Here is a 20833-nt window from a genome sequence, read left to right as displayed (position 1 = left end):
CGACCGGCGGCATGAGCGTGAGGTGGCTCAGTGGTCGGTGTGGGGCCGCAGATCGACCTCCTGGTCGTGGATGACGACCTCCTGGTCCGGGCACACGGGGCCTGTGAGCGTGACGGTCCTGCCCCAGGGGAAGGTGACCAGGACATCCCCGTCCGTGCATCCCGCGTCGAGGATCACCATCCCACCGTCCGCCTCGACGGTGGAGGTCTGGTCATCGGAGACGACGCTCACGTCGTCGGGACCCTCGTTGCGGAAGGACAGGTCGCCACCGCCGCCGCAGCCGGACAGCACCACCACCAGGACGGCCACGGTCACGACGCTGTGCCGGCTCGCCGGTGTCCGTCCCACGAGCAGATCCTGCGCGGTGGCCGACGTCGCGGCTCGGCGGTGAGAGAGACTCCACGCCCTGATCACCGAACCACCGCCCGCTCGGACGTCGGCACGACCGTGGAGTCGCTCCTGGGGTCCTCACGCGACTCGCGGATCGTGTCGTCCTGGCTCTTCGCGTCGTCGAGCTCGCGGCGCTGGATGTGGACGGGGCGGCCGGGGAAGAGGTGGTTGCCGCCGCAGTCGTCGAAGTGCGGGTGCGTGGTGACGACGACGTCGACGGTGCTCAGGTCGAGGCCGGCGTAGGTGCCGAGGGGGTGAGGCGCGGGTCCCTGTCGGCCACCGCCGGGCGCAGCCGTGTCATGCCGGTGTCGACGAGCACGCGCGCAGCCGGGTGGTCGATGACTCGGACGTGGAGCGGCATCCGCTCGCCCTCGGCGAGCAGTTCCGCCACCAGGACCGGGGTGACGGTCGTCGGCGGGCTCTCGTCCCTCGCGCCCGACTGCGCTCGCCCCCCGTCGTGACCCCGTCCACGGGTGGCCCCGGATGAGTCCACGCCCGCTCGTGTCCCCCTGTGGTGCGGCTGTCGAGGTGATGACTGCGCGGCTGCGCGGGAGTCATCGTGCGGAACCCTGTCGACACCGGACACCGGAGGAGCAGCACGCGACTCGCGCACTCCTAGGATGTCCAGCCGTGGACCAGGTCCACGCCCACCGGACCCGGGAGACGACGTGGCAGAACCCCTCGGCACCGACGCACGCGAACCGCGCCTGCACACGACGCTCGGTCCCCTCCGCGCGCAGGACGTCGGCCTCGTCCTGCCGCACGAGCACCTGCTCGTCGACTTCCGCCCGGCCGGCTCCCCGGGTTTCGCCCAGGCCGACCCGGTGGAGTTCGCTTCGGTCGTGGAACCCCTGCTGGCCGGGGCGGCCGCCGCCGGGGTCACCGCGCTCGTCGAGTGCACGCCTCCCGGCCTCGGGCGGCGCGTCGACCTCGTCCTCGACGTGAGCTGCCGCACGGGCGTGCCCGTGGTGGTCGCGACCGGCGTCTACCGGGAACCGTGGGTTCCGGACTGGGTCTACGGCGCGAGCGACGACGAGCTCGAGGCGTGGATGCACCGTGAGCTCACCGAGGGCGTCGACGACTCCGGTGTCCTCGCGGGGTTCATCAAGATCTCGGCGGCCGAGGACGGCATCCGCCCGGTCGAGGAGCGTGTCGTGCGCGCGGCGGCCCGGGCCGCGGCGCGCACCGGGGCGCTCGTCGGCTCCCACACCACGGACGGGGCGGTCGTGTTGGGCCAGATCGACCTCGCCGTGGCCGAGGGGCTGGCGCCGGACCGCTTCCTGTCGATCCACACGCAGACCATCCCCGATCCCGCGCTGCGGCAGGCGATCGTCGACCGCGGCGCGTGGATCGAGTTCGACGACGTCGGGCAGGCCGACGACGCGCGGACGCTCCAGCTGGTGCTCGACAGCCTGGAGGCGGGGCAGGTCGGCCGGGTCCTGCTGTCCCACGACGCGGGGTGGTTCGACCCGGCGCTGCCGGGCGGTGGAACGCCCCGGCCGTTCACGCACCTGACGGGTTCGTTCCTGCCGGCGCTGCGGGCTGCGGGTGTCGGGCAGGACGTCGTCGACGAGCTCTGCGTCGGCAACCCGTTCCGCGCCTTCGGGCGGTAGTCACACCGCGGGCCGGGATCGTCGCCCGGTCCGCGAGGAGGTTCGGAACTCCGCCGCGATCCCCAGGCTGTCCCCCTCGACCAGCACCAGTTCGGCGTCGACGCCGGCCGTGGTCGTGCCGGTGAGCAGCTGCCTCCCCAGGTGGCGCAGGAGAACGGCCTGGCCTGCCGCGCCCGGTGTGGAGGTGAGCCTCGAGAGGCGGGTCAGCTCGGATCGAGGAGCCCACCCCGGAACCTGAGGGGCGGCGGAGACGACTGAGCGGGGAGCACGGCCAGCGTCGGTGACCGGCCCAGCGGGCGTCACCGTCGACGAGCGACACAGCTGACCTCTCGAGCCGGTCGTCCGTCCGAGGGCTGACCTGTGTCGCCGTGTCCACCGTCGAGCGCGCCAGGTGCGTGGCCACGAGCAGCGGGCGCGGGCGGCTTCCGACCAGCCCGATCGGTCACACGTGTCATCGACACACTTCCCCGTGCTTGAGCTCTGCAGCGCCTGCGAGCGGTCCGTCGTCTCGGCGCAGGTGCTCGACGTGGCCGGGTGCGATGACGAGGACGGGGAACCAGACCTCGAGCAGTGCATCGACGACGGGTCCGTCGCCGCGTTCGGTAGCGAGCTCGTCGACACCAGCACGGGTCAGCAGGCGGGTCGTGCGGGTGAGGCCGGCGGTGGGGTGCTCGACCATCCCCCGGACGACCTGGGTGCCCGAGGCGTCGACGACGGCGATGGCATGGTCGGCGACGTCCAGCTCACCGGCGCTGCCCCCGTCGGCGTTCCCAGCAGGTGGGTCTGAGGTCCTCAGGTGGCCAGCTGATGCGCCCGCGCTGCGGAGCGGAGGGCTGCTGCGTCGGCGACACCCCCGCGCACGGGGAGGGATGCGGCGACGAAACCATCCGGGCGGATGAGGTAGAGCCGGTCGGGACGCAGGCGCGCTGCCGGGTCGACTCCGAAGTCGCGGGGGCCCTCGATCCAGCTCGGGGCGTCGGGTCGTTCGACGGGGTTCCCGTAGCTGTGCAACTGCCAGGTGAAGCTCCGCAGGGCGTCGGTGTTGTCACCCGCCGGAGGCAGGCGCCGTCCCACGGCCCGGTCGGTGGCCCACGGGGGGGTCGGCGCCCCCTCAGGGGCGAAGGAGTAGTGGATGCGGTACTGCCCCAGCCACCCCGCGACCCGAGCGCCGATCGAGGTGCTCAGGACCTTCGGGGCCAGCGGCCCGATCAGCGAGACGGCCCGTCGGCGGATCCACGCGGTTCCGCGCGTGCTGCGGGAGACGAGGCCGAAGGCTCGATCGGTGACCTCGACCAGGTGAACCGCTACGGCGCGGCGTTCGCGCTCGTACCGTGGCAACGCATCCGGCCGGGCGAAGCCGTGGGTGACGTCCGCGAGGAGGTTGGCGAGGTCGTGGGCGTCTTGCAGACCGGTGTTCATGCCCTGCCCACCGACGGGTGAGTGGACGTGGGCGGCGTCACCGGCCAGGAACACCGACCCTCTGGCGAAGTGGGCGGCGACGCGGTGGTGCACGCGGTAGGTGGAGAACCACTCGACCGCGGTGAACTCCAGTCCGAGATCGGTGCGGGCGGCGGCGAGCACCGGCGTCTGCTCCGCACTGTCGCCGTTGACCATGGAGACCACGCGGGCGTGGCCGTCCGGGCCCAGGGGGAAGAGCAGGGCGAAGGACGCCTTCCCCATCCGGGCCGCCAGGGAGTTCTCCGGCAGTCCCTGGACGCCGCGCAGGTCGGCCACCCAGAACACCGCGTCGTTCGTGGTCCCTTCGAAGGGGAGGTTCAGGGTGCCTCGCACTGCGGATCCCGCTCCGTCGGCACCGATGCACCAGCGGGCCCGCACGCGGACCAGTCGACCTCCCGGTCCTTCGAGGAGAGCCTCGACGCGGCCGCCGGGGCGGTCGGTGTGGTCGTCGAGGTGGAGGAGGCGGTGCTGCCAGCGCACTCCCCGCTCCTCGCGCCCACCGTCGCCGACATCGTCGTGGTCGCTGTCGACTGCGGCGAGGGCGGAGGACAGCAGTTCCTCGTTGCGGCTCTGCTCGAAGATGTGGATCCCGGGGTAGCGGGTGAAGGGTCGTTGAGCCGGTCCCAGATCGAGAGCGGCCGGCTCGCCCGCGGCCCGCAGCTGCATCCCGGTGGCCAGGTAGGCCCCGGCGATCACGTCCTCGACGAGGCCGAGCTGGTCGTAGATCTCCATGGTGCGGGCCTGCACCGCCAGCGCCCTGGACTCCCGCGTCGGTCCCGCCTTCTGGTCGATGACCACGCTGGTGACACCCCGGCGGGACAGGACGAGACCGGCCATGAGACCGGTGGGTCCGGCGCCGACGACGAGGACGTCGGTCTCCTCGACGGGCAGGTCGTCCATGCTCACGGTGCTCATGTGTCGCTTCCACGGTGGTCGGGACGAGGAGCGGTCCGGAAGTTCCGGCACCGGTGGCACCAGAGCGATCAGCAGAGAGGGGCGACGGCGAGCGGTCCAGCTTCGTCGGCCAGGCGGGAGAGTCTCGCAGGATCCCGGGCAGGGCGCAGCCCTGCAGGGCGTCCCGATCTCGGGGCGCGCGAGGGTCGGGTGCCGTCCGGCGGGGTGCAGCCGGAGAGGGTCCGTCTGATGCGTGCAACCACACTCGTCCACCTCGGCCGGACCGGCCTACGACCAGGCCGTCGACAGCGCCGGCAACGACGCCCAGCGCACCTTCCTGGTCCGGCGCCGCGACGAGCTCCAGGTGTGATCGGTCGCCCTCTCCTCGTGGGGCCCGGCGTTCCGGCGGTGGAGCTCGTGTCGCCTCCCCACCGGTGCCCGCCTAGCGTCGGCCCCGTGACGTTCACCCGCACCGTCGTGTCCAGCGGACTGCTCGAGGTGGGGGTGGAGACGGCGGGGACCGAGGACGGCTGGCCCGTCCTGCTCCTGCACGGGTTCCCCTACGGCCCGGACTCCTTCGAGGCCGTCGCGGCCGAGCTCGCCGACGCGGGTGCGCGGGTCCTCGCGCCCTGGTCCCGCGGCTTCGGGCCGACCCGGTTCACGTCCGAGGTGACGCCGCGCTCCGGCCAGCAGGCGGCGATCGGCCGTGACGTCCTAGACCTGGTGGACGCGCTGCACCTGCAGGCCCCGATCCTCGTGGGCTTCGACTGGGGCGGTCGGGCCGCGTGCGTGGCGGCGGCGCTGCGCCCGGACCTCGTCGGCGGGGTGGTCGCCCTCGGGGGGTGCTCGGTGCAGAACATCGCCGCCTTCCGCGACCCCGCGCCGCCGCTGCAGGAGAGCCGCGACTGGTAGCAGTACTACTTCCACGGCGAGCGCGGGCGGGCCGGGTTGAGCCGCTACCGCCGGGACCTGGCGCGGCAGCTGTGGACCGAGTGGTCGCCCGCGCGGGCGATCTCGGAGGCGCACTTCGAGCGGGTGGCGCCCGCCTTCGACAACCCCGACTTCGTCGACGTCGTCGTCCACTCCTACCGGCACCGCTTCGGGCTGGTGCCCGGCGCGGCCCGCTACGAGGACGACGAGCGGTTCCTGGCGACCCTGCCGGCGCTCGAGGTGCCCGCGATCGTCCTGGACCCGACCGAGGACCCGGCTCTGCGACCCCGCCCGTGCCAGGAGCACGCCCGGTCGTTCCCGCGCCTGGTCGACCACCGGCGCATCGCCAGCGGCCACGACCAGCCCTTCGACGCTCCGGCGGAGGTCGCCGACGCCGTCCGCCGACTGCACGCCCACCTGGTGGAGCGCGGGTAGGTCGACGCCGACCTCACGGCCGGTACGAGGGGGCCCACCCCCTCGCTTCAAGGACGTGCTCTGGACTGCCGAGGCCTGGGGGGTGAGTCTCCCGCCGACGGTGTCAGCTCCTCCTCTGCGTCGTCTGCTCGTCCCCCTGCTCGTGGTGGGGTTGCTCGCCGTTGCCGTGGCCGTGCTGCACCGGACCTTCCGCGGGCTGTCCTGGGCCGGGGTGGCCGGTGACGTGCTGACGGTCGGTCCGGGCGTCGTGGTGGCCGCCCTGGTCCTCACCGCGGTGTCGTACCTGGCCATGACGGGCTACGACGCCGTCGCGCTGCGCTGCGTCGGGCACCCGCTGCCCTACCGCCGCTACGGCACGGCCTCCTTCATCGCCACGGCCTTCGGCAACAACCTGGGCGCCTCGGCGCTGGTGGGGGCGGCGCTGCGGGTGCGCGTCTACTCCAGCTGGCAGGTCCCGGTCTCGACCATCACCAGGGTCGTCGGCATCAACGCGGTCACCCTGGCGCTGGGTGCCGCCGTCCTGGCCGGCGGCGGAGTGCTGCACGACCCGACCGGTGTCGCCGTGGCGCTGCACCTGCCGGTGACCGCGGTGCTCGCCGTCGGTGCGCTGCTGGTGGCGGCGGTCCTCGGCTACCTCGCCTGGACCGCGGCGGGTCGACCGTCCGGCCGGCGCCGGCTCCGCGTCGACCGGCCGTCCCCCCGCCTGGCGCTGGTTCAGGTCCTGCTGTCCACGTTCGAGTGGCTGAGCATGGCGGCGGTTCTGCACGTGCTCCTGCCCGCCGAGGGCCGGGTCGCCTTCCTCCCCTTCGCCGCGGCCTTCGCGATCGCGGTCGTCGCCGGCCTGGTGAGCAACCTCCCCGGTGGGCTGGGGGTCTTCGAGACAACCCTGGTCGTGCTGATCGGCTCCACCACGTCACCCGCAGGACTCGCGGCGGCCCTGGTGGTCTACCGGCTCTGCTACTACGTGCTGCCGCTGCTCCTGGCCGCTGCCCTGCTCGTGGTGCACGAGGCGCGACGCGCCTCCGGGGCCGTCGCAGCGAGCCGTGCCGTCACAGCGAGCCGCTCCGCCGCGGCGGTCGTGCCGGTGAGCGCGGGGCCGCGCTCACCGCGGTGGGTCCCCTCCGTGCGCACCCCGGCGGTGCTGGCGCTGAGCGTCGCCGGAGCCGGGGTCTTCATGGTGGTGGCCGGAGACCTGCCGGGGTCCGCGACGCTCGACCCCTCGGCCGTCACGACCAGCCTCGTCGGGGTGGCCGCCCTGCTCGTGGCCGGGGGCCTGCACCGGCGGTTGCGCGGCGCCTGGATCGCCGCCCTGACGCTCCTGGGCGGCGTCGCGGCGCTCGCGGCCACGCACGGTGACCTCGTCCTGGCGGCCGCGGCCGCCGTGCTCGCCCTGCCCCTCCTCCGCACCCGGTCGGCGTTCCACCGCGGTGGCTGCCCGGTCCACCGGCGCACGGTCCTCCGGCCGGTCCTGGCGACGGTGCTGGTCGGGACCGCCGTCTGGTGGCACGAGCTCAGCGGCTTGGGCGCCGCCGTCGACGCACCGCTCCTGGTGGCGTCCCTCTCGCAGGACACTCCGGCGCTGGACCGGCTCGTGATGGCGGCGGGCACCGTGGGCGTCCTCATCGGCGGGCGCCGCGCCTTCTCGGCCACCGCCCCTGCTCCGCGGGCCGCGGACGAGCAGGAGATGGCCAGGGTCGCGACGATCGTGGCCCGGTCGGGGCGCTGCGTGTCGCACCTGGCCTTCACCGGCGACAAGCGGTTCCACTTCAGCCCCGACGGCACGGCCTTCCTCATGTACCAGGTCGAGGGGCGCAGCTGGGTGGTGATGGGGGACCCGGTCGGCGACCCGGACGCCTTCCGGGGGCTCGTCCTCAGCTTCCTGGCCGAGATCGACCGGCACGGGGGCCGGCCGGCGTTCTACAACGTGCTCACCGACCACGTCGACCTGTACCGCGAGTGCGGGCTGAGCCTGGCCAAGCTCGGGGAGGAGGCCGTCGTCCCGCTCGCGGGGTTCACGCTCGCCGGCAAGGCCAGGATGGGGCTGCGCAACTGCCGCAACAAGTCTCAGCGCCTCGGGCTGGTCGTCGAGTTCGTCGCCGCCGCGGACGTCGCGCCGCTGCTGAGCGAGCTGCGCGAGGTCTCCGAGGTCTGGCTCGCCCACCGCAACGGCAGGGAGAAGCGCTTCTCCCTGGGCGCGTTCGACGAGGACTACGTCTGCCGCTTCCCCCTGGTCGTGATCCGGCACGAGGGTCGGATCACCGCCTTCGCGACCCTGTGGGTCGGTGGCGACGGCCGCGAGGTGCAGGTCGACCTCATGCGTCGCCTGCCCGACGGTCCACGCACCGTGATGACCTTCCTCTTCGTCGAGTGCATCCTGTGGGCCAAGGACAACGGCTTCGCGACGTTCAACCTGGGGATGGCGCCCCTGTCGGGGTTGCGGACCGACGCCGCGGCGTCCCCGTGGGACCGTCTCGGCCACCTGCTGTGGACCTACGGCGAGCGCTTCTACAACTTCAAGGGCCTGCGCACCTTCAAGCAGGGCTTCGACCCGGACTGGCGGACCTGCTACGTGGCTGCGCCCGGTGGACTGGCCCTGCCCAACGTCATGACCGACGTCGCCACGCTCGTCGGGGGAGGTCTGCGGGGCGTCCTCCGAGGCTGATCGAGTCGGGCGGGCGGGCCCGGGAGCGTCGGAACCCGTCGTCCGTGCGTCGGCCGTCCGCCGGCGCTACTGCTCGGGCAGGGGTGCCGGGGCGCCGGGGGAGGAGGCGTCCCAGCGGGCCTGGTGCAGGGCGCGGTGGGTGGCGAGGAAGGCGGCGTCCTGGGAGGCGCCGGACGATGACCCCGCTGATCGATGCTCTCGACGTCCGCGCCATCTCCGCCCACCAGCGCGAGGACGCCTCGGCCCTCCCGGGACTCCGCTCCCTGGGCGCGGCGCTGGCCCTGCAGGGCATCGCCGACGACGGCGGGCTGGTTGCCGCGGTCCTGAGCGAGCGCTCGCACTCACCGGTACCGCGGACGGGCGCCGGTCTCGTCGGGTCGTCGCCCCCGGCAGGCCGTAGGGTCGGCCAACGTGAAGACGCAGACGCTGGGAAGGACCGGCCGCGAGGTCGGCGTGGTGGGGCTGGGCTGCTGGCAGCTCGGCGGTGACTGGGGCACGGTCGTCGAGGACGACGCGCTCGCGACCCTGCGGGGCGCGGCCGAGTCCGGGGTGACGTTCTTCGACACCGCGGACGTCTACGGCGACGGGCGCAGCGAGCAGCTGCTCGGCCGGTTCCTCGCCGACGGCGCCCCCGAGGGCACGTTCGTGGCCACGAAGATGGGCCGGCGCGCCGACCCGCACGCGCCGGCGGCCTACACGCTCGACGCGTTCCGCGCGTGGAACGACCGCAGCCGCCGCAACCTCGGTGTCGACACCCTCGACCTGGTGCAGCTGCACTGCCCGCCGACGCCCGTGTACTCCACCGACGCGGTCTACGACGCGCTCGACACCCTCGTCGAGGAGGGCCGGATCAGGAACTACGGCGTCTCCGTCGAGACCGTCGCCGAGGGGCTGACCGCCGTGGCCCGCCCGAACGTGGCCAGCGTGCAGATCATCCTCAACCCGCTGCGGCTCAAGCCCGTCACGGAGTTCCTGCCCGCGGCCGCCGCCGCCGGCGTCGGGGTCGTCGTGCGCGTCCCGCTCGCCTCGGGCCTGCTGTCGGGCCGCTACGACGAGAACACCACCTTCGGCGCCGACGACCACCGCACCTACAACCGCGACGGCTCCGCCTTCGACATCGGCGAGACCTTCGCGGGCGTGCCGTTCCCCGTCGGGGTCGAGGCCGCGCGGCGCCTGAAGGCCGTCGCCGGCGACGTCCCGCTCGCGGCGTTCTCGCTGCGCTGGATCGTCGAGCAGCCCGGCGTCAGCGTCGTGATCCCCGGGGCGCGCAACGCGGGCCAGGCCCAGGGCAACGCCGCCGCCGCGGACCTGCCGGCGCCGACCGCGGAGCAGTCCGCGGCCGTGCGGGCCGTCTACGACGAGCTCGTCGCGGAGCACGTGCACGACCGCTGGTGACACGAGCGCGCGCGGTGGTCCGGGTCGTCCCGGGCCACCGCGCGCGTCGCGTCGGGGGCGTCCCTCAGCTGGTGTGCGGCGAGTGCCCGGCGGGGACCTCTTCGCCGGCCACGGGCGGCGGCGGGGGCGTCCCGTCGCCGAAGGGCCTGCCGCCCAGCGCCTCCCGGCCGTGCGGCTCCAGCCAGCCCGACAGGTCCGGCCCCTTCGGGAAGATCCCCGTCGGGTTGATGTCGCGGTGCACGACGTAGTAGTGCTGCTTGATGTGCAGCACGTCCGTCGTGTCGCCGAAGCCCGGGGTCTGGTACAGGTCGCGGAAGTACGCCGACAGCACCGGCATCTCGGCGAGCTTGGACCGGTTGCACTTGAAGTGCCCGTGGTAGACGGCGTCGAAGCGCGCGAGCGTGGTGAACAGCCGCACGTCGGCCTCGGTGATCGTGTCGCCCACGAGGTAGCGCTGGCGCTCCAGGCGCTCGGACAGCTGGTCCAGGCGGGCGAACAACCGGTCGTAGGCCTTCTCGTACGCCTCCTGGGTGCCCGCGAAGCCCGCGCGGTAGACGCCGTTGTTCACGTCGCGGAACACGTCGCGGTTGACGGCGTCGATCTCCTCGCGCAGGTGCTCCGGGTACAGCTGCGGCGCACCCTCGCGGTGGAACTCCATCCACTCCAGCGAGAGGTCGATCGTCATCTGCGGGAAGTCGTTGGTGACGACCTGACCGGTCGGGACGTCGACGATCGCCGGGACCGTGATGCCGCGGTCGTAGCCCGGGATGCGCGCGAAGAACGCCTCCTGCAGCCGCTCGATGCCGAGCACCGGGTCGCGTCCGTCCGGGTCCAGGTCGAACGTCCAGCTGCGCTCGTCGTGCGTCGGGCCGCAGACGCCCATCGACAGCGCGGACTCCAGCCCGAGCAGGCGGCGCACGATGATCGCCCGGTTGGCCCAGGGGCAGGCCCGGCTGACGACGAGGCGGTAGCGGCCGGCCTCGACGGGGTAGCCGTCGCGGCCGTCGGCGGTGATCCGTGTCTCGATGTAGCGCTGGTCGCGCCGGAAGTCACCCGTCGGGTTCACGTACCCCGTGCTGCCGCCCGGAGTGCCCGTGCTGGTCTCGCTCATGCTGCTCCTCCGCTGGTCGAGCTCCGACGGTAGCTCCGCACGGCGACCCGCCGCACCGCGCGGTCGCCCGACCGGCGGCCGTCGCGGTCGCCGGAGGGCAGGATGGGCGCAGAGGCGGTCCGCCGGGACCACCGGGACGAGGGGGTCCACCGAGATGGCCAAGGCCACCGTGCACACGCTCCTGCAGGGCTACCAGGTCGAGTCCACCGTGGGTGACATCGCGTTCTGCAGCGTCAACCTCATCGAGGCGCCCGACGGGGCCGGCGGGGTGACACGCATCGTCGTCGACACCGGCCACTTCGGTCGCGGGGTCGTGCTGCGCCAGGCGCTCGCGGCCCGCGGGCTGACCGCCTCCGACATCGACGTCCTGCTGCTCACCCACGCCCACTGGGACCACGTGCAGGGCATCCAGTACTTCGACAACGCGGTGGTGCTGGCGCACCCGAAGGAGCTCGACTACATCTCCAACCCCCACGGCGGGGACCACGCGACGCCGGCGTGGACGAAGGCCGTGCTCGACCGGTACGACATCCGCTCCGTCACCGAGGGGCACGACCTGGCGCCCGGGGTCTCGGTCGTCGAGGCGGCCGGGCACTCGCCCGGCACGATCGCGGCCTCCGTCGACACGGACGACGGCGTCGTCGTGGTCACCGGCGACGCGATCCAGAACGCGATGGTCGCCCAGCAGCGGCGCAACGCCCTGGTGTTCTGGAACGAGGAGCAGGCCAACCGCTCCGTGGGCAAGCTCGTCGACCTCTCCGACGTCGTCCGCCCCGGCCACGACCAGCCCTTCCGGCTGTCGGCGACCGGCGAGGTCGAGTACCTCGAGGAGTTCTCGTTCGGGCTGCGCCGCGTGCTGCCCGACACCCCGGGCCTGACGTTCGACCTGCAGCCCGAGCTCACGCCCGTGATCTCCGAGGCCCCGCCGGGCTGGATGGACTGACGGGCCGAGCGGGCCGGCTCAGGTGGCCAGCACCGTCACGGCGTGGATGACGATACCCACCAGCCCGCCGACGACGGTGCCGTTGATGCGGATGAACTGCAGGTCGCGCCCGACGTGCAGCTCGATGCGCTTGGCGGCGTCGGCGCCGTCCCAGCGGGCGACGGTGTCGGAGATGACGGTGGCGATCTCGGGGGCGAAGCGCCGGACGACGTGGCCCGCGGCGTCCGTCAGGTGGCCCTGGACGCGCGTGGCGAACGAGGCGTCGTCGAGCATGCGCTGCCCCACGTCGCGCAGGGCCTCGACGCTGCGCTGGCGCAGCGAGGAGCCCGGGTCGTCGAGGGCGTCGACGAGGTAGCCGCGCAGCGCCGACCACACGCCCTGCACGGTGTCGGCCAGCCCGGGGGAGTTCAGCAGCCGGTACTGGAACTCGTCGGCCTTGGCCCGGGTCTCCGGGTCGTGCTGCAGCGCGTCGGCGTAGCGGGCCAGCAGGTCGTCGATGGCCTGCCGGCCGGGGTGGTTCTCGTCGTCGAGGACGTCGCCGACCCAGCGCAGCGCCTCCGTGTGCACGCGGCGCCCGAGCCGCTCGTTCAGCCAGTCCGGCGCCCACAGGGGGGCGCGCTCCTCGACCAGGCGGCGCACCGTGTCCTCGTTGTTCACGAGCCACGTCCGGGCCTCGGCCAGGGTGAGGTCGACGACGGGGTGGTGGCTGCCGTCGCGGACGACCTCGCCGAGCAGGCGGCCGAGCGTCGGGCTCCACGGCTCGGCGGCGAAGCGGCGGATGACGACCTGGTCCAGGACCGCCGTGACCTCCTCGTCGCGCAGGACGCCCAGCGCCCCGGTCAGGACCGTCGACGCCTCGACCACGACGCGCTCGGCCCCGCCGCGCTGCACCAGCCAGGAGCCGACGCGGGCGGGCACGCCGGCGCGCTCCACCTTGTCCCGCACCACGTCCTCGGCCAGGAAGTTCTCCGCGACGAACTGCTCGAGGCTCTTGCCCAGGGCCTCCTTGCGGTTCGGGATGAGGCCCGTGTGCGGGATCGGCAGGCCCAGGGGACGGCGGAAGATCGCCGTGACCGCGAACCAGTCGGCGACGGCCCCGACCATGGCGGCCTCGGCCCCCGCGTTGACGAAGCCGAGCACGCCGTCGCGCCCGATCGTCAGCGCGTAGACGACCGCGGCGAGCACGAGCAGTGCCGTGGCCGTGGTGCGCATGGCCCGCAGGCCCCGGCGGCGCTCCGCGTCACCCGGCGCGTCGAGCGCGTCCAGGCGCGGGGCGGAGGGTGCTGCCGGGCGGGTCGGCGTCGTGGTGCTCACGGGGTCATCCTCGCCGACGCGGGGCGCCCCGTCCCGCCACTGACGGCTCGGACCGGGGCGCCGACCGGCTGCCGCGGGCGCCGGGCGGAGCGACGGTCGGGCGACCCCCGGCGGGTAGCGTGCGCGCGTGCCCGATCCCGCCGCCCTCCTCACCGCCCCCGGCGCCGTCACCGGCCTCGGGCCGCTGCCCGGCGAGGACCCGCGCGCCGCCGCCCGGATGGTCCTCGCCGACCTCGGCGAGGACCCGCACCTCCCGCACCTGCCGCAGCTGCCCGCCCGCGGTCCCGGCGCGGACCCCGTGGGCCGCACGGCCGCGCTCCTCGTCGACCTCGCCGTCGACCTGCAGCCCGCCGGCTGGCGCTTCGTCGACGCGCCGGGCCGCGACCACCACCGGGCCCGGGCCTTCCTGGCCAACGACCTCGACGAGTTCGCCGAGGCCGCCGACGGCTGGGGCGGCCCGCTCGTCGTGCAGGTGCTCGGCCCCTGGTCGCTGCTCGCGGGCGTCGAGCTCACCCGCGGCGAGCTCGCGGCCTCCGACCACGGCGCGCGCCGCGACGTCGTCACCTCGCTGGCCGAGGGCGTCGCGCAGCACGTCGCCGACGTCCGCCGCCTCGTGCCGGGCGCCCGCGTCGTCGTCCAGGTCGACGAGCCGTCGATCCCCGCGGTCCTGGCGGGCCGGCTCCCCACCGCCTCGGGCTACGGGACGCTGCGCGCCGTCCACGAGCCGGAGGTGCGGGCGGGACTGCGCGAGGTGCTCGACGCCGTCCGGCGCGCCGGGGCCGAGCCCGTCGTGCGGGTCGCGGTGCAGGACGCGCCCTTCGCCCTCGTGCGCGAGGCCGGCGCCGCGGGCATCGCCCTCGACGTCACGGCCCTGGACGACCGCGGGTGGGAGTCGGTGGCCGCCACGGTCGAGGACGGCGTGCGCCTGTGGGCCGGGGTCGCCCCCGTCGCGGGCGACCTGCCGTCCACGGCCGACCTGCGCGACCGCGTCCGCGTCCCCTGGCGGCAGGTGGGGCTGCCCGCCGCGGCGCTCGCCGGGGTCGTCCTCACGCCCGTGTCCGGCCTCGCGGCGATGAGCCCCGACGCCGTCCGGCCGCTGCTGCGGCGGCTGCGCGAGGCCGGCGCCGCCCTGGAGGAGTCCACGGCCGACTGACGTCCCGTCCGCGGGGGCCCGGCGGTCGGGCACCATGACGGCGTGGACTCCGAGACCCTCACCTTCCGCGACGCCGGCCCGGAGGACGTCCAGGACGTCCTCGTCCTCGTCGAGTCCGCCTACCGCGGCCTCAGCAGCCGCGAGGGCTGGACCACCGAGGCCGACCTGCTGGAGGGCCAGCGCACCGACGCGGAGTCCGTCGCGGCGATCGTCGCGGACCCCGACGCCGCGGTCCTGCTCGCCGAGGGCGCCGACGGCCTCCTGGGCTGCTGCGAGCTGCGGCGCTCGGAAGCCGGCGCCTACTTCGGGATGTTCGCGGTGCGCCCGAAGCTGCAGGGCCGCGGCGTGGGGCGCCGGCTCCTCACCCACGCCGACGCCGAGGCCGTGCGCCGGTGGAACGCCCCGGCGCTGGAGATGACGGTCATCGGCCAGCGCACCGACCTCATCGCCTGGTACGAGCGGCTCGGCTTCGCCGCGACGGGGGAGCGCAAGCCCTTCCCGCACGGCGACGAGCGGTTCGGCCAGCCGCGCCGCGACGACCTCGAGTTCGTGGTGCTGCGCCGGCCGACCACCCGCTGAGCGCCCCCGCGCCGCCGGGAGCGCCTGTCGCAGGGGCACGGCAGGATGGTCGGCGTGAGCGAGACGACGGCGGACCAGACGACGGCGAGCGGCACCACGGCCGGTGACACGACGGAGAGCTCCAGCGTCCCCCCGGCGGCGCGGCACCGCTGGGACGACCTGGTGCAGCAGGTCAACGCGGCCCGGTTCGCCTACTACGTCCGCAACGCCTCGCCGCTGACGGACGGCGAGTACGACGCGCTCGAGAAGGAGCTGCGCGCGCTCGAGGACGAGCACCCCGAGCTGCGCGTCCCGGACTCCCCGACCCAGACCGTCGGCGGCACGTTCTCCACCGAGTTCACGGCGGTCGACCACCCCGAGCGGATGCTCAGCCTCGACAACGCGTTCTCCCTCGACGAGCTGTCCGCGTGGGCCGGCCGGGTCGAGAAGGAGGTCGGCGCCGGCGTCCGCTACCTCTGCGAACCGAAGATCGACGGCCTGGCCATCGACCTCGTCTACGAGGACGGCCGGCTCGTGCGCGCCGTCACGCGCGGCGACGGGCGCACGGGGGAGGACGTCACCCTGAACGTGCGCACCATCGACGACGTCCCGCAGGTCCTGCGCGGCGACGACGGGAACCCCGTGCCGGAGTTCCTCGAGGTCCGCGGCGAGGTGTTCTTCCACGTGAAGGCGTTCGAGGAGCTGAACGCCGGGCTCGTCGAGGCGGGCCGCCCGCCGTTCGCGAACCCCCGCAACGCGGCTGCGGGGTCGTTGCGGCAGAAGGACCCCCGCGTCACCGCGACGCGCCCGCTGCGCATGCTCGTGCACGGCATCGGCGCCCGGCGCGGCCTGGAGAACTCCACCCAGTCCGACGCCTACGCCAAGCTGAAGGCGTGGGGCCTCGCGACCCCGGCCCGCGCGCGGGTCGTCGAGACGCTGCCCGAGGTCGCCGACTACGTGCGCCACTACGGCGAGCACCGCCACGACGTCGAGCACGAGATCGACGGCGTGGTCGTCAAGGTCGACGACGTCGCGCTGCAGCGCCGGCTGGGTTCCACCAGCCGCGCACCGCGCTGGGCGATCGCCTACAAGTACCCGCCCGAGGAGGTCACGACGACGCTGCTGGACATCCGCGTCAACGTGGGCCGCACCGGCCGGGTCACGCCGTTCGCGTTCCTGGAACCCGTGAAGGTGTCGGGTTCCACGGTCGGGCTCTCCACGCTGCACAACGCCGACGAGGTCAAGCGCAAGGGCGTCCTCATCGGGGACACGGTCGTCGTCCGCAAGGCCGGGGACGTCATCCCCGAGGTCGTCGGGCCGGTCGTGGAGAAGCGCACCGGCGACGAGCGCGAGTTCGTCATGCCGACCGAGTGCCCCGAGTGCGGGACCCCGCTGCGCCACGAGCGCGCCGACGACGTCGACATCCGCTGCCCCAACGCGCGCAGCTGCCCCGCCCAGCTGCGCGAGCGCGTGTTCCACGTCGCCGGCCGCGGCGCGTTCGACATCGAGTCCCTCGGCTACGAGGCCGCCACCGCGCTGCTGCAGGCCGGGGTGCTGACCGACGAGGGCGACGTGTTCACCCTCACCGAGGACGACCTCCTGCGCGTGCCGCTGTTCACGAACAAGAGCGGGTCGATGTCGGCGAACGGCCGGCGCCTGCTGACCAACCTCGACGGCGCGAAGGCCCAGCCGCTGTGGCGCGTCCTCGTCGCGCTGTCGGTCCGCCACGTCGGGCCCACGGCCGCGCGGGCGCTCGCGGGCCGCTTCGGCAGCATGGCCGCGATCGAGGCGGCCTCGGTGGAGGAGCTCGCGTCCACCGAGGGCGTCGGCCCCGTCATCGCCGAGGCGCTCGTGGAGTGGCTGGAGGTGGACTGGCACCGCGAGGTCGTCGAGAAGTGGCGCCGCGCCGGGGTCCGCATGGAGGACCCGCACGACGAGTCGACGCCGCGGACGCTGGAGGGCCTGACGCTCGTCGTGACGGGGTCGCTCACCGGGTTCTCCCGCGACGAGGCCAAGGAGGCGATCCTCAGCCGCGGCGGCAAGGCGTCCAGCGGCGTGTCGAAGAAGACGTCCTACGTCGTCGTCGGCGACGCCCCGGGCACGAAGGCCGACAAGGCGCAGCAGCTGGGCGTCCGGATCCTCGACGAGGACGCGTTCCGCGCCCTGCTCGAGGGCGGGCCGGACGCGGTCGCGCTGCCGGTCGAGGAGGAGCCCGCGCCCGACGGGGAGGAGTCCGCCGCCGGCGGGGAGGAGCCTGCCGCCGGCGGGGAGCCGGGGACCACCGCACCCGAGGAGGACGCCGCGACCGCGGAACCCCGCGCCTGAGGAACGCCTGACCGACGTATCCCCGGGCCGGGTGCAGGAGCTCCTACGCGGTGGCGCCCTCCGGCGCCTGCGCCGCGCGCCGCGCCTCCGTGCGGTACCGCCCGGGCGTCTGGCCGTGCGCCCGGGTGAAGGCCCGCGTGAAGGCGGGGACGGAGGTGTACCCGACCGCTGGGGCGACCACCTCCACCGGTTCGCGCCCCTGCCGCAGGCGGACCGCCGCGAGGTCCATGCGCCACGTCGTCAGGTAGGCCGCGGGGGTCTGGCCGATGACCGCGGGGAAGCGCCGGGCGAGCGTCGCGCGGGACACCGAGACCGCGCCGGCCAGGGACGACGTCGTCCACGCCCGCGCCGGGTCGGCGTGCAGCTGCTCGAGGGCCCGGCCGACCACCGGGTCCTGGGTCATCGCCAGCCACGTCCCCCGGCACGTGGCCGGGCGCGTGTCCAGCCACGCCCGCAGCAGCTGCACGAGCACGACGTCGACGAGGCGGCTCAGCACCGCGGTCGAGGCGATCCGGGGGTCGGCCAGCTCCTCGCGCAGCAGCCGGACGGTGGCGTCGAGGCCCGGGGTGCCGGTGCCGGCCCGGACGTGCACGAGGTCCGGCAGGCCGAGCACCACCTGGGTGAGGGCCGTGCGGTCGCAGGTGTAGGCGAGGGTGACGACGCCCGTCGTGGCGGGGGCGGTGCCCAGCGTGAGGACCTCGCCCGTGCGACCGCGGCGCACGGCCGCGGCGCGGTCGCAGCGCGGTCCCACCGCCACGGCGGAGTCGCCCAGGGTGTGGCGGACACCGGCGCCCACCAGGACGACGTCACCCGCGGCCAGCTCCAGCGGGTCGCGCCCCGGCACGCTCAGCCACGCGCTGCCCGACGTGACGGTGTGCAGCACGGCTTCCCCGGCGCAGTCGTCCAGGGCCATCGCCCAGCGGCCGCCGGCGGCGACGCGGTTGCCCAGCGCCCCCCGCACGCCCGACACGGACAGGACGTCGCTCAGGGGATCCACGGCGCCACCTCACCACGGCGTGAGGCGGACGAGCAAGAAGACGAGTCGTCCGGGCATCGATCCGCGCACCCGAGCTCCCTACGGTCGAACCATGAACCTCCACGGCAGCACCGCACTGGTCACCGGCTCCAACCGCGGCATCGGCCGCGCCTTCACCACCGAGCTCCTGCGCCGCGGCGCCAAGGTCTACGCCACCGCCCGGCGCCCGGAGCTCGTCGACGTCCCCGGGGTCGAGGTCCTCCGCCTCGACATCACCGACCAGGCCTCCGTCGAGGCGGCCGCCGCGGCCGCCGGCGACGTCGACGTCCTGATCAACAACGCGGCGTCCACCGCCGGCGGCGACCTGCTCGGGGGTGACCTGCGCGCGGTCCGCGAGGTGGTCGACTCGAACTTCTGGGGGACCCTGGCGATGGTCCGCGCCTTCGCGCCCGTCCTGGCCCGCAACGGCGGCGGCGCGATCCTCAACGTCCTCTCGGCCGCGGCGTGGACCACGGTCGAGGGCAACTCCGCCTACGCGGCGGCCAAGTCCGCGCAGTGGGGCCTGACCAACGGGATCCGGGCCGAGCTGGCCGCGCAGGGGACCCAGGTGACCGCCCTCGTGCCGGGGTTGACGGCCACGGAGTCGATGGAGGCCTTCGCTCGGGAGCACGGCCTGGACCTGCCCGAGGGGGCCCTGAACGACCCTGCCGACCTCGTGCGGCTGGCGCTGGACGGGCTGGAGGCCGGTGAGGTCGAGGTCCTCGACCGCTACGGCGTCCAGGCCAAGGCGCTCCTCGCGGGCCCGCCGCGGTCCTTCGACCTCAGCGGCATCTCCGGGTGACGTCGCCGGCGTGAACCGGCGGGGCGGGGGGCCGCGCGAGCGGCTCCCCGCCCCGCCCCCGCAGTCGCCGGCGAGGCGGGGGTCAGGCCGTGGACGCCGTCATGCGGATCGAGACGAGCAGCCCGGGCAGCGCGGCGCCGAGCCGCGCCGCGTAGCGGGCCGGTGGGTCGACCGGGAACCACCGCGCGTACTCCTCGTTCATGCCGGCGAAGTCGTCCGGGTCGGTGAGCAGCACGCCCACCTCCACGACGTCGTCGAGGCTGGCGCCGCCCGCCCGCAGGACGGCCTCGCAGTTGCGCAGCGCCTGGCGCGTCTGGGCCTGGACGGTGTCGCCGGCGAAGGAGCCCGTGGCCGGGTCGACGCCCGTCGTCCCCGACACGAGCACGAGCGTCCCGGCCCGCACGCCCTGGCTGTAGAACGGCGAGCGGGGTGCGTCGGGGGTGGTGATGACCTGTCGCGGCACGGCGCCTCCTCGGTGAGGCGGTCACTGTCCCGCGCCGGTCCGGGCGCGTCCAGGGTCCGGCGGGTCCAGGGGGGTCCAGGGGGTCCAGCGCCCGGCGGGTCCTAGTGGAGGCGGAAGCGGGCGACGACCTGCCCGAGCTCGTCGGAGAGGCGGGTGAGCTCCGCGGCCGAGGCGCGCGAGGCGCCGACGGCCTCGGTCGTGCCGCGGGCGGCGCCCGCGACGCTGTCGATGCCCGCGGAGATCTCCGCGGAACCGCGGGCGGCGTCGGAGATGTCCTCGCCCATGCTCGCGGTGGTCGCGGTCTGCTGCTCCGCGGAGGCGGCGATGCCGCCCTGCAGGTCGTTGATGCGGTCGATGGTCGCGGCGATGCGGCCGATGGCCTCGACCGCGGACTCGGTGTCGCTCTGGATCGCGGAGACCTTGCGGGAGATGTCCTCCGTGGCCGCGGCGGTCTCCATGGCGAGCTCCTTGACCTCGGCGGCGACGACCGCGAAGCCCTTGCCGGCCTCGCCCGCCCGGGCCGCCTCGATCGTGGCGTTCAGCGCGAGCAGGTTGGTCTGCTGGGCGATCGCGGTGATGGCCTTCACCGTGCTGCCGATCTCGGCGCTGGACGCGCCCAGGCGGCTGATCGACTCGGTCGTGCTGTGGACCTCGGTGACGGCGGTCGCGGCCATCACGGCGGCCTCGGCGGAGCTGGTGGCGATGTCCCCGACCGAGGAGCCCATGTCGGCGGTCGCCGTCGCGACGGCGCGGACGTTGACGGAGACGTGGCCGGCCGCGGTGGCGACGTCGGTGGCGCGCGACGCGGCGTCCTCGGCGGACTCGGCGATGCGCCCCGACACGGCGGTCAGGTCGTGGGAGGACGTGGCCAGCGCGGCCGCGGAGCGGGAGATGACGCCGATGGCGTCGGCGACGCCGTGCTGCGCCATGCGCAGCGTGGACGCCAGGGTGCCCAGCTCGCAGGAGCTCGCGACGCCGATGCTCCGCGTCATGTCCCCGTCGGCCATGCCCTGCAGGGCGTAGCTGACGCGGCGCAGGGTCATGACGACCATCTGCGACACGAAGTAGGACGCGAAGACGGCCACCGCGAGCAGCAGGACGGCACCGGCCACCCAGAGCGGCCCGCGCTCGCCCGCGAGGACCTGCTGCACGCCCAGGGCCGTCGCGGCCCCCGCGATCCCGGTCAGGACCGCCGCGCCGATGATGCGCGTGCCGACGGTGAGGTTGCTGACGACGCGGAACGCGGCGGTCGACTCGATCCAGTAGGACGGAGGCGGCGCGGCGACGGTGCTGCAGGAAGGGGTGGAGGCCACACCGGTCCATCGGCGCCCCGGCGGTTGCGCTTGAGGCGGAGCGGGGGTTCCGCGTCCGC

At 74.6% G+C, this 20833-nt stretch carries 20 protein-coding genes; 11 read left to right on the top strand and 9 right to left on the bottom strand.

Annotated features, from left to right (window positions below; genetic code table 11):
• Window positions 1–27: 27 nt before the first annotated feature.
• The 3 genes from F1544_RS04490 to F1544_RS23325 all read right to left on the bottom strand — a co-directional run bounded on the left by F1544_RS04490 (window position 28) and on the right by F1544_RS23325 (window position 781).
• Window positions 28–348: a hypothetical protein gene (locus tag F1544_RS04490; RefSeq protein ID WP_167582498.1), complete on the bottom strand. Its 321-nt coding sequence runs from the start codon at window positions 346–348 to the stop codon at window positions 28–30.
• A 62-nt stretch (window positions 349–410) separates the two neighbouring features.
• On the bottom strand, window positions 411–617 hold the full coding sequence (locus tag F1544_RS26790; protein WP_208971306.1) for an MBL fold metallo-hydrolase: 207 nt from the start codon (window positions 615–617) through the stop codon (window positions 411–413).
• The gene (locus tag F1544_RS23325; protein WP_208971272.1) at window positions 614–781 is read right to left on the bottom strand and encodes a hypothetical protein; all 168 of its coding nucleotides are present in this window, start codon (window positions 779–781) and stop codon (window positions 614–616) included. Before F1544_RS23325 ends, F1544_RS26790 begins: the two co-directional genes overlap by 4 nt.
• Window positions 782–1058: 277 nt before the next feature.
• On the opposite strand from F1544_RS23325, the gene F1544_RS04480 reads away from it, so the two are divergent.
• Together F1544_RS04480 and F1544_RS04475 are read left to right on the top strand one after the other, a co-directional pair.
• Window positions 1059–2003 carry a phosphotriesterase family protein gene (locus F1544_RS04480; RefSeq protein ID WP_167582496.1) on the top strand — a complete coding sequence of 315 codons (945 nt, stop codon included), beginning with the start codon at window positions 1059–1061 and terminating at the stop codon, window positions 2001–2003.
• Between the two features lie 469 nt (window positions 2004–2472).
• Window positions 2473–2790, top strand: coding sequence for a hypothetical protein (locus F1544_RS04475; RefSeq protein ID WP_167582494.1), 318 nt, complete (start codon window positions 2473–2475; stop codon window positions 2788–2790).
• A gap of 5 nt (window positions 2791–2795) precedes the next feature.
• On the opposite strand, the gene F1544_RS04470 is transcribed toward F1544_RS04475, so the two are convergent.
• Entirely contained in the window at window positions 2796–4376 is a 1581-nt protein-coding gene (locus F1544_RS04470; protein ID WP_167582492.1) for an FAD-dependent monooxygenase, read from the bottom strand.
• Window positions 4377–4811: 435 nt separating this feature from the next.
• Between F1544_RS04470 and F1544_RS23320 the strand changes: the two genes are divergently transcribed.
• From F1544_RS23320 to F1544_RS04455, 4 genes are all read left to right on the top strand, one after another.
• Entirely contained in the window at window positions 4812–5267 is a 456-nt protein-coding gene (locus F1544_RS23320; protein WP_208971270.1) for an alpha/beta fold hydrolase, read from the top strand.
• Between the two features lie 36 nt (window positions 5268–5303).
• Entirely contained in the window at window positions 5304–5720 is a 417-nt protein-coding gene (locus tag F1544_RS23315) for a hypothetical protein (protein ID WP_208971269.1), read from the top strand.
• Window positions 5721–5802: 82 nt separating this feature from the next.
• Window positions 5803–8382, top strand: coding sequence for a bifunctional lysylphosphatidylglycerol flippase/synthetase MprF (gene mprF, locus F1544_RS04460; RefSeq protein ID WP_167582490.1), 2580 nt, complete (start codon window positions 5803–5805; stop codon window positions 8380–8382).
• 411 nt (window positions 8383–8793) lie between these two features.
• Window positions 8794–9777: an aldo/keto reductase gene (locus F1544_RS04455; protein ID WP_167582488.1), complete on the top strand. Its 984-nt coding sequence runs from the start codon at window positions 8794–8796 to the stop codon at window positions 9775–9777.
• Between the two features lie 64 nt (window positions 9778–9841).
• Here the strand turns inward: F1544_RS04455 and F1544_RS04450 are convergent, their stop codons facing one another.
• Window positions 9842–10888 carry a glutathione S-transferase family protein gene (locus tag F1544_RS04450; RefSeq protein WP_167582487.1) on the bottom strand — a complete coding sequence of 349 codons (1047 nt, stop codon included), beginning with the start codon at window positions 10886–10888 and terminating at the stop codon, window positions 9842–9844.
• Window positions 10889–11042: 154 nt separating this feature from the next.
• Here F1544_RS04450 and F1544_RS04445 point away from each other — a divergent pair, with 154 nt between their 5' ends.
• Window positions 11043–11831: an MBL fold metallo-hydrolase gene (locus tag F1544_RS04445; RefSeq protein ID WP_167582485.1), complete on the top strand. Its 789-nt coding sequence runs from the start codon at window positions 11043–11045 to the stop codon at window positions 11829–11831.
• 18 nt (window positions 11832–11849) lie between these two features.
• Here the strand turns inward: F1544_RS04445 and F1544_RS04440 are convergent, their stop codons facing one another.
• Window positions 11850–13145, bottom strand: a complete 1296-nt coding sequence (locus F1544_RS04440; RefSeq protein WP_308469876.1) for a DUF445 domain-containing protein — start codon at window positions 13143–13145, stop codon at window positions 11850–11852.
• A 127-nt stretch (window positions 13146–13272) separates the two neighbouring features.
• Here F1544_RS04440 and F1544_RS04435 point away from each other — a divergent pair, with 127 nt between their 5' ends.
• Genes F1544_RS04435 through ligA form a run of 3 tightly spaced genes read left to right on the top strand, consistent with a single transcriptional unit; the run spans window position 13273 to window position 17181 of the window.
• Window positions 13273–14298, top strand: coding sequence for a uroporphyrinogen decarboxylase/cobalamine-independent methonine synthase family protein (locus F1544_RS04435; RefSeq protein ID WP_208971268.1), 1026 nt, complete (start codon window positions 13273–13275; stop codon window positions 14296–14298).
• A gap of 42 nt (window positions 14299–14340) precedes the next feature.
• Complete coding sequence (locus F1544_RS04430; RefSeq protein ID WP_167582483.1) at window positions 14341–14877, top strand: GNAT family N-acetyltransferase; 537 nt, start codon at window positions 14341–14343, stop codon at window positions 14875–14877.
• Between the two features lie 45 nt (window positions 14878–14922).
• Window positions 14923–17181, top strand: coding sequence for an NAD-dependent DNA ligase LigA (gene ligA / locus F1544_RS04425; RefSeq protein WP_167582481.1), 2259 nt, complete (start codon window positions 14923–14925; stop codon window positions 17179–17181).
• 43 nt (window positions 17182–17224) lie between these two features.
• Here the strand turns inward: ligA and F1544_RS04420 are convergent, their stop codons facing one another.
• Window positions 17225–18178: an AraC family transcriptional regulator gene (locus F1544_RS04420; protein WP_167582479.1), complete on the bottom strand. Its 954-nt coding sequence runs from the start codon at window positions 18176–18178 to the stop codon at window positions 17225–17227.
• 91 nt (window positions 18179–18269) lie between these two features.
• On the opposite strand from F1544_RS04420, the gene F1544_RS04415 reads away from it, so the two are divergent.
• Window positions 18270–18998, top strand: coding sequence for an SDR family NAD(P)-dependent oxidoreductase (locus F1544_RS04415; protein ID WP_167582477.1), 729 nt, complete (start codon window positions 18270–18272; stop codon window positions 18996–18998).
• Window positions 18999–19080: 82 nt separating this feature from the next.
• Here the strand turns inward: F1544_RS04415 and F1544_RS04410 are convergent, their stop codons facing one another.
• Together F1544_RS04410 and F1544_RS26135 are read right to left on the bottom strand one after the other, a co-directional pair.
• Window positions 19081–19461 (bottom strand): RidA family protein, encoded by a 381-nt coding sequence (locus tag F1544_RS04410; RefSeq protein ID WP_167582475.1) that lies wholly within the window; start codon window positions 19459–19461, stop codon window positions 19081–19083.
• Between the two features lie 101 nt (window positions 19462–19562).
• Complete coding sequence (locus tag F1544_RS26135) at window positions 19563–20774, bottom strand: methyl-accepting chemotaxis protein (protein WP_167582473.1); 1212 nt, start codon at window positions 20772–20774, stop codon at window positions 19563–19565.
• Window positions 20775–20833: the final 59 nt, after the last annotated feature.

This window comes from Kineococcus rubinsiae, from assembly GCF_011839805.1.
Lineage (GTDB): Bacteria > Actinomycetota > Actinomycetes > Actinomycetales > Kineococcaceae > Kineococcus > Kineococcus rubinsiae.
The sequence above is the reverse complement of the archived record's forward strand: the minus strand, read 5'-3'. Positions and strand labels throughout refer to the sequence as shown.